General features: G+C 49.5%; 11 protein-coding genes and 1 tRNA gene. 4 read left to right on the forward strand and 8 right to left on the reverse strand.

The window, feature by feature from the left end:
* Window positions 1-81: 81 nt before the first annotated feature.
* Window positions 82-849 carry a helix-turn-helix domain-containing protein gene (locus JYE50_RS08715; RefSeq protein ID WP_179138256.1) on the forward strand — a complete coding sequence of 256 codons (768 nt, stop codon included), beginning with the start codon at window positions 82-84 and terminating at the stop codon, window positions 847-849.
* 210 nt (window positions 850-1,059) lie between these two features.
* Here the strand turns inward: JYE50_RS08715 and JYE50_RS08720 are convergent, their stop codons facing one another.
* The gene (locus JYE50_RS08720) at window positions 1,060-1,527 is read right to left on the reverse strand and encodes a hypothetical protein (RefSeq protein WP_084095157.1); all 468 of its coding nucleotides are present in this window, start codon (window positions 1,525-1,527) and stop codon (window positions 1,060-1,062) included.
* A 459-nt stretch (window positions 1,528-1,986) separates the two neighbouring features.
* Here JYE50_RS08720 and JYE50_RS08725 point away from each other — a divergent pair, with 459 nt between their 5' ends.
* Complete coding sequence (locus JYE50_RS08725; RefSeq protein ID WP_143763560.1) at window positions 1,987-2,280, forward strand: hypothetical protein; 294 nt, start codon at window positions 1,987-1,989, stop codon at window positions 2,278-2,280.
* A 46-nt stretch (window positions 2,281-2,326) separates the two neighbouring features.
* On the forward strand, window positions 2,327-2,902 hold the full coding sequence (locus JYE50_RS08730) for a heavy metal-binding domain-containing protein (RefSeq protein ID WP_179138257.1): 576 nt from the start codon (window positions 2,327-2,329) through the stop codon (window positions 2,900-2,902).
* 70 nt (window positions 2,903-2,972) lie between these two features.
* Here the strand turns inward: JYE50_RS08730 and JYE50_RS08735 are convergent, their stop codons facing one another.
* The 6 genes from JYE50_RS08735 to JYE50_RS08765 all read right to left on the reverse strand — a co-directional run bounded on the left by JYE50_RS08735 (window position 2,973) and on the right by JYE50_RS08765 (window position 10,137).
* A complete protein-coding gene (locus JYE50_RS08735) occupies window positions 2,973-3,203 on the reverse strand; it encodes a DUF2188 domain-containing protein (protein ID WP_084095159.1) in 231 nt (76 codons plus the stop codon).
* Between the two features lie 443 nt (window positions 3,204-3,646).
* The gene (locus JYE50_RS08745) at window positions 3,647-4,036 is read right to left on the reverse strand and encodes a hypothetical protein (RefSeq protein WP_084095160.1); all 390 of its coding nucleotides are present in this window, start codon (window positions 4,034-4,036) and stop codon (window positions 3,647-3,649) included.
* Window positions 4,037-4,576: 540 nt separating this feature from the next.
* Window positions 4,577-4,649, reverse strand: a tRNA-Ala gene (locus JYE50_RS08750).
* A 69-nt stretch (window positions 4,650-4,718) separates the two neighbouring features.
* Window positions 4,719-5,684: a class B sortase gene (locus JYE50_RS08755; RefSeq protein WP_084095161.1), complete on the reverse strand. Its 966-nt coding sequence runs from the start codon at window positions 5,682-5,684 to the stop codon at window positions 4,719-4,721.
* Window positions 5,685-5,699: 15 nt separating this feature from the next.
* Window positions 5,700-7,907, reverse strand: a complete 2,208-nt coding sequence (locus tag JYE50_RS08760; protein WP_084095162.1) for an InlB B-repeat-containing protein — start codon at window positions 7,905-7,907, stop codon at window positions 5,700-5,702.
* Window positions 7,908-7,938: 31 nt separating this feature from the next.
* Window positions 7,939-10,137: an InlB B-repeat-containing protein gene (locus tag JYE50_RS08765; RefSeq protein ID WP_084095163.1), complete on the reverse strand. Its 2,199-nt coding sequence runs from the start codon at window positions 10,135-10,137 to the stop codon at window positions 7,939-7,941.
* 185 nt (window positions 10,138-10,322) lie between these two features.
* Here JYE50_RS08765 and JYE50_RS08770 point away from each other — a divergent pair, with 185 nt between their 5' ends.
* A complete protein-coding gene (locus tag JYE50_RS08770; protein WP_084095164.1) occupies window positions 10,323-11,822 on the forward strand; it encodes a carboxypeptidase M32 in 1,500 nt (499 codons plus the stop codon).
* 53 nt (window positions 11,823-11,875) lie between these two features.
* On the opposite strand, the gene JYE50_RS08775 is transcribed toward JYE50_RS08770, so the two are convergent.
* Complete coding sequence (locus JYE50_RS08775) at window positions 11,876-12,511, reverse strand: DUF4867 family protein (protein WP_084095165.1); 636 nt, start codon at window positions 12,509-12,511, stop codon at window positions 11,876-11,878.
* Between the last annotated feature and the right edge of the window lie 45 nt (window positions 12,512-12,556).

Consider the following 12,556-nt stretch of genomic DNA (forward strand, 5'->3'; position numbering starts at 1 on the left):
TCTTGATTTACATTTCTCCTGCCGTCTGTGTATACTGTCCCTGTACCCGGCCGGGCAAACAGAAAACCGGAGGTAATGCATATGTTCAATACCATTGAAACCGCCAAAAGGATCAAAGATGCGCGTCTGGCACAGAATATGACCCAGATGGCGCTTGCCGACGCAATGGGCGTCAGCTTCCAGGCTGTCAGCAACTGGGAGCGCGGAAACTCCATGCCGGATATCGGCAAACTGTCCCAGCTCTGTGAAGTCCTGGATATCAGTCTTTCTGACCTGCTCGGGGATGACCGTCAGGAAACAAAGATCATTGATAAGCTGATCAGCAAAGAACCTGTGACAATCAGTGAAATCGCACAGGTTGCCCCGCTGGCTTCTCCGGAGGCAGTGGAGAAAGCTGTACAGGATGCGGAGAAATCCGATAAACCTGCAGCTGTCTGTGATATTGTCTGCCTGGCGCCGTTCCTGGATGCGGAATGTCTGGGCCGTCTCGCGGAAAAGGCTGCAGATGTCTCTCCGAAGGATCTGGTTGCCCTTGCGCCGTTTTTAAATGGCAGTACACTGGATGCCCTGGTCGACCGGCACGGGGAACTGGATGAAAGCACAATTCTCTCCCTGTCGCCTTTCCTGAGCAAAGAAAAACTGGATCAGCTTGCGGAGAACTATGAAAAGCACGATCCCTCCCGCCTGCCGGCCCTCGCGCCTTTCTTATCCAAAGACACCCTGGATGGAATCGTCAGCCGCATGCTGGAAAACGGTTCCCTCTCCATGGACAGTCTTGTCCCCCTTCTGCCCTTTTTGAGCAAGGATAAACTGCGCGGCCTGGCGGAACAGTGGGAAAATTCGAAGTGAAGATAGTGGAACGGACCAGGGAACGATCCCTGGTCCGTTTTTTTTTGCGGGTTGTGATATATCTGTCTGGAATTTTGGCAATGCAACGAGCAGACAAAAAGAGGAATCCCTTGATAAGTCCGAAGGACGTTCATTATCTATGTCTGCCAATACAACAAAAATGCACCACAGTGATTGTTCAAGCGGTGCATTTTGTTCTTGTTCAATAGATCATTTGAACTTAAAACTAGGCCCAGCATAAGGAGTAAATACCATTGTTGCGCCTAAATTTATATACAGGCCATCAGTTAAGGTAACATTCCAGGAATTCATTTGAGATTCGTTGTACAGCCAACTTTCTTTCCCATATAGGTAGTTAGATTCATAACTTCCAGACCAAGAAATACCCATGCCTGTATCATCAAGCTTACTTCCTATCTCGACTTGAGCCATAGATGCATTAGGTGTTGCAGTAATAGTCCATTTTCCAGCAGGTATCTCACGTCCAACCTGATATAGACCAGCAGGTACTGTAACCTCTTGCCATTCTTGGGTTTTCCACATGGCAATAGTTATCTGTTCTTGGAGCTTAATTAAATCAGCTAAGGACATTCCTGATAGATCGATAGTAGCAGCCAAACTAAGAACAGGAATCATGACGATACAGAGTACAAGAGCTATTGAAGTTAGTTTTTTCATTTTCCCCTCCATAAATCATTATTTTATTATTCAGCTTTTTTCTCTTTATAAGCCGAATTCCTAAAGAAAACAAAAAGTACAGATTCAAAAATAGCCAATAACAAAATTTGCAATAATCAGGGATTTTTCTTGGATAAATCAAGATTCAAGGGAAAACACCACAATTAAGTTTTAAGTGTTAGATATATTATAGCTGACGGCATGTAAAAGATCAATCAGTAAAGGCAATTCCATAGATGTATTTGACATAGTTTTTCAAAAATCATTGACATTCTATCATATTACAGGTCATGTTGCTTCCTTATATAAATCATGGATTGGATAGCTTATTGTTCTTTTTTCTTTAGTTCACAGAAGAAGTATACATAAATTGTTCTTGATATGCATAATATAACATTGTAATATACTGTTGAATTGAGATAAGAAATAACTATATAGCGTTTATAAGGGTGATTGTCTATGAGAGCTTTGATATGTAGCAGCTGTGGTGCTTCCAGATGGAAGGAAGACGGTGAATATCGTATTTGCCTCTTTTGTGGCACAAAGTTCGAAAAAACATCTGAAGACAAACATAGAATAATACCTTCTATTATTCAAACTGTTGCAAAGCAAACAGAATCCACAATTGCCATCAATGAAGATGTCGCACTCCTTTTACAAAAATGCAAATCAGATCCTAAAAACGCAAGGAAGTATGCCAATTTGGTTCTAGATATAGATCCATCAAATCAGGAAGCACAAAAGTATTTATAAGGAGAAATAATCAATAAAATATTGGCTATTAATGGGAGGTATAAACATGAAAACGAAGGATATAGCTTTACAATATTCCATTGACAAGAATGAATTTGAATCATTTTTAAGAAAAAATAACCTTAGTTTCAGAGAGGGTTTCTCCAGCTATATAGTTGACGATTCAAAAGTTGAAAAATACGTTTCACTGTTCAGTGAATATATTGAAAAACAAAAATCTGACGCTATTGCAGCAAAGCAAGCGGAAATTGATAAACAAAGAGCTATATCTCAGATCCTTATATCTTCTGGTTTCAATTTTGATGGCTATAGAATTGTCAAGTATTCAGGATATATTTCAGGTGATGACGCTACACAGATACCGCGTGCACAGTGGTTTGATGAAGGAAGACATGGTGAGGATCTCACCAATGCGTTAGTCAAAATTCGTCGACAAGCACTAAAAGAGCTTAAAGAAGCAGCTTATGAGCTTGGGTGTAATGCTGTTATTGGCGTTGATTTTGATTACATAACTCTTGAGCCAGAGAGATCCAGTGCATTAAATAGGCAGATCACCGTTTATGAACCCTTTGTGATTTGTGTAACAGCAAATGGGAATGCTGTCATAATAGAAAAAGAATAGGTTATTCTTTCAGCATATAACACTACCAACAAAGAAGCAGTTTCTGCTATAAAGCAGAAACTGCTTCTTTTTATCCATGCGGCGGGAATGGATCGTGTCCATGAGAATCTTTTTCTTGAATACGCCCATCTTTGCCATGTATAACAAGTTCTGATTTTTGATGTTGTGCGATCTTACGTCCAAAATCAACAACTTCCTTTTTGGTTTTAGCAACCATCGTTGGTTTGCTGTTTCCAGCACCAATCAATTGCCACCCACCACCTTTATGTGGTGTAACATGCTGATTAATACCCTTTGACATTATTATCATTCCTCTCTTTGTACACTCATTAAGTTTACAAGAGAAGAAGGTGAACCTCCAAGCCCTTCTTCAGATCATCGATTATTCATGTTTACATGCATACACCGGAATACGAAATGCTTTTTTTCCGTATTGACGAGCATATATACGTGTCCCATCTTTAAGCGTGATATATGCGCGATAAATGTATGATACAATAAAAGAATCGTCTTTTATCATAATACAAGCCCTCCTTTCCTCTCGACTCAAATCCGAAACATAACAGAAACAAGTTGAAGTCATCTTACGGATTTTATTGCGAAAGGTTAATTCGGAGTGCTATACTTTATATGAATCAGGAAAGTATAGGGAGGTTCACCGAACTAACTTTTCGCTTGTGCTTCATTCATGTGCCAGCATGGATGAAGCTTTTTTATGTCAAACAGCTTATGCTGTTAGACAACTTACTTCATATCGGTTGCCTTTGTAAGATCGAATATCATTGTATTACCTTGAGATAATAGTCTACCCTCAACCCGATGTGGCATCTCTTTCAAGTCCCAGTTCATTAGTTCAGATATACTATTTAACAAGTCCCGACTATTCCAACGTACAGACCTGACTGCTTTTCCATCCTCCTGTGTTTTGTAAAACGGCGTAGCAAGAGGTGTATCGGCTGTACAAGCTTTAATAGCTATTTGTTTCGTTTCTGGATTAATCAGTAGTACTACATACTCTGGGTAGTCCAATTTCATAATCACAGATCGATTGAAAGTTATGCCGTTTGGTGTGATTGATGCGCTTGCAACACCAACATCAAAGTTGAATGCTATAAATCCATCAAGTTCATACATTTGCGTCACCTCCTTATACATTTGCATTATACCCTAAAAATCCCTCGTTTGTCAATCGCGTGTTTTGTATCGTATGCGATACATTTATGTCATTTTGTGCTTATTGCGGTCATTTTTTACCACAATTATGTCAATTTGTGTCGCTGTGCGCACATTTATGTTCTCTCTTTGCCTTTTCTCCGCCTTGTTTTCTTCTCTTTGTTTCGTTTCTTTTCATGCATGTTTTATTTGTCACAAGCACGCTTGTAAAAAATCTAATCTCAAATATTATGAATGAGATCTTCATGATACATAATTATAGGAGATTCGAACTCCTGTTCCGCAACCTCAGTCGTCGCAGCGAGCATTGCTGTCGCTTCAACCCTCTGCTTGCTTCGGTTGACTCACTCAGGTCGCTTCCTGCATCGCAGGATAGCCCACTGGGCTACCGCTTCCTTCGTTCCCCCCGTCACTGCCTTTGGCAGTGTTGGAACAGGAGGGCGAATCTCCCTGCGACACAACAAAAAAAGCGGATCACCGTGAAGGTGATCCGTTTTTTTGTGGAGCATAGGAGATTCGAACTCCTGACCCCAACACTGCCAGTGTTGTGCGCTACCAACTGCGCTAATGCCCCGAACAGCGGATATATTATCACATCTTTTCCGCTTTGTAAAGCACTTTTTTCCCGGACAGAAACAAATCTTCAGAGCGGAGGCAGCGTAAGGTTATTCTCGGTTTCCCCTTCCCGCATCCGCCGGGCGGCAACCACCAGCCGGTCCGTATCCCTGCCTTCGCATGTGACCAGGATCAGGAACTGTTCATCCGGATGCACGTCCAGCATCCTGGTATGAATGGACCGGGAAAGCAGCTTGTTCAGCGCTGCTTCCCTTTCCTCTACGTTTTGGGAGTCCAGTGACCAGAGGTCATAATAGTTTGAGTCCCCCGGTTCTGTGCTGATCTCCGTCACGGCGAATACCGCGTACCGGCCTTCTTCATACATGCTGTCAAAAGTAATGATCCGGTGCCTGTAGCAGTAGGCACTTTCCTTGTACTTTCTCAGCCGCCCGAACATGTTTCCGCTCTTCATGTTATGGCCGAAGAGGAAAACCGTATAAGGCCTTGAATTCAGGTTGATGCCGGAATCCGTAAAGATCGCGCCGTTTGCGTTCTTTTTGCCGTTGATGTCATGGGTCAGGAAATAGGAGTTGTCTTTCAGCCCGACAGGCTCTTCCACAGCATCCACTTTAACCCAGCCGATGATGTTTTTATTCTTCTTCCTCAGTTTCCGGAACCGCTCTGTAACGATCACATCAGGATTATTCGGATAAGCGACCGGCGGAAGAACAGCCTCCTGCTCCGGTTCCGGCGTGGGTGTCGCTTCCTCCTGCCGTGGTGCTTCCGTCGCCGGCTGTGCCTGCGGGGTTGCGGTTGGCGCGGCAGTCACAGCCTGTGTCGGTTCTTCATAAAGCTCATGCAGTTCCCGGCTGGCCTGCCGGGAGGAAAAGTAATCCGCACCGTAGGCGATCAGCCGGATCAGGCTGTAAACAATGATCAGGGCAAACAGCGCAGCAAGAGCAAGCCTGCGGCGCCTGCTCCGCGCCGCGGCTTCTTCGATCCGCTTCTGTTCTTCCGCATACGGATCCGGTCTTCTCTCCGGATAATACGGCATACCCTGTACCTCTTTTTATTTCCTTCTTTTCCTGGAAGGAATCAAAACCAGTGTCACAGCAAGTATACCCGCACACAGGGTCATCAGACAAGCCCAGAGGAATACATTTTCCCGATCCCCGGTCTTCGGCACCGGCCTGGGAGTCGATGTCGGCGCCGGAACAGCTGTCGGTGCCGCCGTCGGTGCGATCGTCGCTGCAGGCGTTGCGGTCGGTGCGGTTGTTGCCGTAACAGCAGGTATTTCTGCCACAGCCGCCGGGACAGTTGCCGTGGGCGTGGCTTTCGGCTTCGGCACAGCTTTGAACTCCGGCCTGTAAACCGTGTTCCCATCTGTGGTGATGATCTCTTCCCACTTGTCAAACACGAAGGTATTCAGGTCGTCTTCCGCCTTTGTGGGATTTTTTTCCGTGTTGGGTTTCGGATCACCTTCCCGGTATTCCTTTTGATCCAGTACGGAATCATCCCCGTTCAGCCAGGTCACTGTATGTCCGGCCGTCCAGGAAACATACAGGGTCATATTCCCTTCAAGTGTGATTTCATCCCCCGGCGCATAGGAAACTCTTCCGCCTTCCGGTACCGTCGTCCAGTAATCAAAGATATGGCCGGCCTTCTTCAGGCTTCCCGGGGCTGCCGCCGCTACAGTCTTGCCGTGGATAACAGTTTGCGCGGGCGGAACGTCTCCCGAATCAGCGCCGTTGCCGTCATAGGCCAGTGTCACCTTCGCCGCCAGATACACATTTTGATCAGCAGTGTCATTCAGCCGGATCACATCATAGGTCTCGCTGTCGTCCATCTCAAAGAACACGCCTGTCGGTACGGAAGCATTAAAACTTCCGTAACCTTCCGCGATCATAACGGGACTTCCTGCTTGCGGTTCTTTCACGCTCGTCACGCCGATCTTCGCGCCGGTCAGTGCGCCCGTAACAGTCATATAAGAACTTTTTGTCCCGTTAAACAGGTATACATTGCTCTTTGCGCCGTTCAGGCCGGTATTGCCGGTGATCACCGGATTTCCCTCAATATTGAATGTACCGTCGTTATAAACACCGCCGCCGGATTCCGGAGCAGCGTTTCCGGTGATCTCTCCTCCGGTCATGATGATGCTTCCGCCGTTATTGCACAGGCCGCCCACCTCCGCAGTTCCGGTATTGTTGATGATACGGCCTCCGGTAATAACAGTCGATGATTTTGAGGCCACATTAAAGCCCCCTGCGGTTTCAGCGGTATTGCCGCTGATCGTGCCGCCGCTCATATTTGTGATCCCCCAGGTATATACACCGCCGCCGGTATCTTTCGCTTTATTGCCGCTGATCTCCGCGTCACCGGACATCGAGAAACTGCCATAATTGACGTAAACACCGCCGCCGCTTCTGCACGATGCATTGTTCCGGATGATTCCGCCGGACATTTTCATGTCGGACAGTTTATCGTTGTGCCCTTTATGGACAAAGACGCCACCGCCGTGGGACCGGTCCGAGTTGTTTTGTTCTATAATGCCGCCCGTCATCTCACACGTGCCGCCCGCAAGATACAATCCTCCGGCATAACCGCCCTGGTTGTCCGCGATCCGGCCTCCGGACAGGTTTATATGGGCATAATCCTGAAACAGCCCGGCCCCGCCGAAATGTGATTTGTTACCTAGAACTGACCCGCCGGTTATGTTCACGGTGCCGCCTTCCGCCCGGATGCCGCCGCCGTTTCCGTACAGGTCGTTTGCGCCGTTTCCGACAGTCCAGTTCCCGATGATCGTACCGCTGTGCAGGTTAAACACACCGTGTGTCATCAGGACACCTTGTCCCTTCATGCCGCTGGTATGGGTAATATATCCCCCGGTAAAGGTTCCGGATCCGCTGCCGATCACCGCGGGCCAGGTATCGGTTGTATAGCTGTGTACCGTTGTTCCGCAGTCATACAGGTTCAGCGTACCGCCGCTGATGCTGATCGCCGCTTTATTGTCCGCCGTCATGATGATCGAATGATCATTCAGGCACAGATCGATCGTAACTCCGCTCGCGATCGTCCAGGGAGAGGAGATCTCTATATCCTTTGTCAGGTAATAACTGCCCGACGCAATTGGTAAGGCATCAACAGCCTCCCAGCCTTCATGGCTGTGTACTTCTTCAGCAAGGCCGTTCCCGGCGGGAATGACTGTCAGCATCATCAGAATGGCCAGAATGATCGTGATTGTCCTGTCAGTGCGGTTTCCTGCTCTCCGCGGATTCATCTTTTTCTCTCCTGTGAGACACGTGTTTCTTTTATTGTTTTCTTCTCTGGCCGGATCTTACCGCCCACAGCACCACCAGCATGGCGAGGCACAGGGCCAGGATCTCCGCCCACAGAAGCACGTCTTCCCGGTCTCCTGTTTTCGGCACCGGCTTCGGTGTCACTGTCGGTTCCGGAGCTGTTGTAGGTGCGGCTGTAACCTTCGGTATTGCCGTCGGGATGACGGTCGGGCTGGCTGTAGGAGCCGCCGCCAGACCCGGCACCGGTGCGGCAGTCGGCTTGGCTGTCACCGTGTACACCGCCTTATAGGTCACGTCCTTCTTTACCGCAGGCAGCTCAGCGTCCGGCGGATAGGTATTCGTTCCGTCGCTCCATCCGGCGAAGGTATAAGTGCTTGTTTCCCTCTCCTTCTTTTCCGGCGGCTGGACAACCGGCGTCTTTCCGTATTCCACCGTAATCTCTTTCAGGGGGCTGCCGTCGTCATCCGCAAAGGTTACTGTGTATTCCCGCGGCTGCGTGGAGAACTCCGGTTTATACACCCGGTTCCCGTTTTCGTCAATCACCGGTTCCGCCCATCCGGTGAAAGTATAGGTATACTGCTCATCCGGCTTCTTTGCGGGGATTTTGTCCGTAGTCGGCTGCGGATCCCCTTCTTTGACTTCCTTTTCATCCAGCACGGATCCGTCTCCGTTCTGCCATGTCACGGTATATCCCGTAAGCCAGGAAGCATACAGTGTTTTATTCCCTTCAAGGGAAATCTCATCGCCCGGAGCAAAGGTATTCCTTCCCTCCTCCGGTACCGTCGTCCAGTGATCGAAGATGCTGCCCGCCTTTTTCAGCGTTCCCGCGCCCGCTACTGTTACCGCCGTTCCGTGGGTAACCGTCTGTGCAGCCGGTACGTCCCCTGAGTCTGCGCCGTTACCGTCATAGGTCAGGGTAACTTTTGCAGCGAGATATGCATCCTGATCAGCTGTATCGTTCATCACAAGCACGTCAAAGCCTTTGTCGCTGGAAAACCATTTATCCGGAGATTCTGTATTGTTTGCTTTGTATTTCACGCCGAACTTAACCGGATTCCCTGCTGTCGGTGCAGTCTCTGTGGTTATACCCACAGATGCGCCATCGGTCATCGCGCCTGTAACAAGAACCGTCTTGCCTCCGGGCAGATAAACATTCATCTCATTACCGTTTGGGGCTTTGTTGCCGGCAACCACCGGATTGCCGGAAATACAGAGCGTTCCCTCATCCTTGACAGCGCCATATTTCGAAGTATTTCCTTTAATGCTGCCCCCGGACAGGTTCATTGTCCCGCCAATACATATGCAGCCATAATCGCTGGAATCGGTGTTTCCCGTAATGCTGCCTCCGGACATATTGAATGTTCCGTTCACTACCATCCCGCCGATATTTGTCGCAGAATTATCAGCAATACTGCCCCCTGACATGGAAACCGTTCCTTCAGCTATAAAAAAGCCTCCGGCAGCATAGCCTGTATTATGATGAATACTGCCGCCTCTCATTATCGTAGTGCCGCCATAGGACAGTACACCTCCGCCGGACTCGGCGTAATTATGCCTGATCTCTCCGCCATATATGTTCATTGTGCCACCGGTTTTGTATACCGCTCCGCCGCCTAATCTTCTGCTTCCCTGATTGCCGGCAATAGTTCCGTTGTACAGATTAAAGGTGCCGGCATCCATATCTACCGCACCGGAATAATACTGATCGCTCACATTGTTGTTTCCGATCAGCGTACCGCCGTACATACTAAATTCGCCCTTATTTATTCGGATTGCGGGGCCGTTTTTACCGGCGGCATGGGTAATATAGCCCCCGGTAAAGGTGCCGGATCCGCTGCCGATCACCGCAGGCCAGGTATCGGTTGTATAGCTGTGCGCTGTCGTCCCGCAGTCGTACAGGTTCAGGGTGCCGCCATCGATTATAATTCCCAATCCCGCAGCTGTCATGGTGATGGAATGGTCGTTCAGGCACAGTGTGATATTCATTCCGCTGCTGATCTTCCAGGCAGAAGTGATTTCAATATCCTTTGTCAGGTAGTAACTGCCCGATTCCGTCGGCAATGCTTCAACCGCGGTCCACCCTTCATGGGTATGCGTTTCCGTCTGTTCCGCGGCCGCGCCTCCGGCCGAAAGCATCATCATCACCAAAATAACCAAAAAAGAAAAAACTGCCCGCAGGCTGACCTGGTTCCCTGTTCCGCGCGTGTTCATCGGATTCTGTCTCCTGGTATAATATGAGTTTTTGTCCGGACAAACTGCAACCGCTAAAACGTTTGCCACATTGGCACATATTGTAGCATTGAGCCCTTATACTGTCAACATTTTGCGGATTTGTTCTTATTTTTTTAACATTTGTCTGTTATAATCGATACCACAGGCAAAGGAGCGTGAACCACATGATATTGAGTGAAGCCATTGAAAAACTGAACGAGCTGGAAAAAGCAGCCTACGCGCTGGGCCATGCCCAGAGTATCCTGTTTGTGGACGGCGACACCGTCGCGCCGAAAAACTCCTGGAAAGGCCGCGGCAAGGCCCTTTCCTATGTGGGTGAACTGATGTACAGGCAGCTGGTTAATCCGGAAACCGGCGAGGTTCTGGAAACCATCCTGCAGCATAAAGATGAAACCGATGAGGTAACCTTCCGCCGGGCGGAAGTGATGAAGGAAAGCTATGACGATCTGCACATCCTGCCCATGGAGGAGTTCGTCGCATACCAGGAGCTGACCAATGAATCCTCCGCCGTCTGGCATGACGCGAAAGAGAAAAGCGACTGGAATATGTTCGCGCCTTATCTGGAAAAGCTCATTGCCGCCCGCCGGCGGTTTGCCTCGCTGAAGGATCCGGCAAAGCCTGCCTATGATATCCTGCTGGATCAGTACGAAAAAGGCGCTGTGATGGCCGACCTCGATCCCTTCTTCCGTACCCTGCGGGAGGAGCTGTCTCCGGTCATCAGGGAAGTGGCAGCCCGGGAAAAGCCGGTGCCCGCCTTCATGAAGGGTCCCTGGCCCATTGCGCAGCAAAGGATCTTTTCTGATAAGCTCATGGTTCTGGAAGGACTTGATCCACTGAACTGTGCCATCGGGGAGACAGAACATCCTTTCACCGGCGGCCCCAACAAATGGGACATCCGGATCACTACCCACTATCACGAGGAGGATCCCTTCTCCAGCATGTACAGCGTGATCCACGAAGGCGGGCACGCCCTGTATGAAATGGATGTACGGGATGATCTGCAGTTCACCGGCCTTGCCGGCGGCGTCACCATGGGTGTCCATGAAAGCCAGTCCCGGTTCTATGAGAACATCATCGGCCGCAGCCGTGCCTTCTGCGCTCCCCTGCTGAAGATCCTGAAGGAAGTCTTCCCGGAACAGATGAAGGGCGTTACCGAAGAGGAACTGTATTCCGCCATCAACCTGTCCAAACCTTCCCTTATCCGGACGGAAGCTGACGAACTGACCTATTCCCTGCACGTCATGATCCGCTACGAGCTGGAGAAAGCCATGATCGCCGGAAACCTGAAGGTTGCCGATATCCCCGGCGAGTGGAACAGGCTGTATAAAGATGTGCTGGGGGTGGATGTGCCCGACAACCGCCGCGGCTGCCTGCAGGACAGTCACTGGTCCACCGGATATATCGGTTATTTCCCTTCCTATGCCCTGGGCAGCGCCTACGGCGTCCAGATGCTCCGCCAGATGGAAAAGACCGTGGACGTTTGGGGGACTGTCGCCAAGGGCGACCTCTCCCCTGTCACCACCTGGCTGACGGAGAACATCCACCAGTACGGCGCCCTGAAAAAGCCGCAGGATCTCCTGCCCGCCGCCATGGGCGGACCGCTGGACGCTGCTGTGTATACGGATTACCTGAAAAAGAAGTTCAGCGAACTGTATGGATTATGATCAAATAAAACAGGGCACTGCCGATTGGCAGTGCCCTTTGCTTATGTCTTGAATCAGATCAGATCTGCGATGTCGGGGTTGACGCCCTTGATGCAGACCTTCGCGCCCGCGGCAGCTTCGGCGGAATCCGCGTGAGCCAGCAGCCACTTGTTGGCGGCGGTCATCAGTTCATCTTCAGCGTTCTTCACGGTAAACTCGGGCTTGGCCAGGTTGGTTCCCTTCGGCAGGACAACGATGACCTTGAAGCCCTGGCCCTTCTTGGCGCTGCAGGGAGCGTAGTGCAGGGTCGTGGCATATACTTCAACCATGGTGCCGGCAGGGCACAGGTAAGCAACCACCTTGTCAGTGTCCAGGATGCCGTCCACCAGGTCTTCGCGCTTGGCCAGCAGCAGGATGAAATCCTCTGTGCCGACGTTCAGTTCGCTGTCACGGTGATACTCCAGGCAGTTCATCTTGGTGTTGTGGCCGTTGCACCAGCCGATCTGGATGGGCATTCCGCCATAGGCATTGTTCCGCAGATCCTTTTCAATGGCCAGCGCCTGCAGTTCAGGCTGTTCCGGAACATATTCCACACCATCGGGGCAGGGCGTAACCTTGTCCAGGGTGTCCAGCAGTTCCTTCAGGTCGTAGCCGGTGATCACCTGGCCGTAGTTCTGGAATGACGGGTCGCTTACGGGTAAGATCTTCATGGTTTTGTCCTCCTCATTTATCAATTCAGAATTCAGAATGCAGAA

Source organism: Aristaeella lactis (assembly GCF_018118585.1).
GTDB lineage: Bacteria > Bacillota > Clostridia > Christensenellales > Aristaeellaceae > Aristaeella > Aristaeella lactis.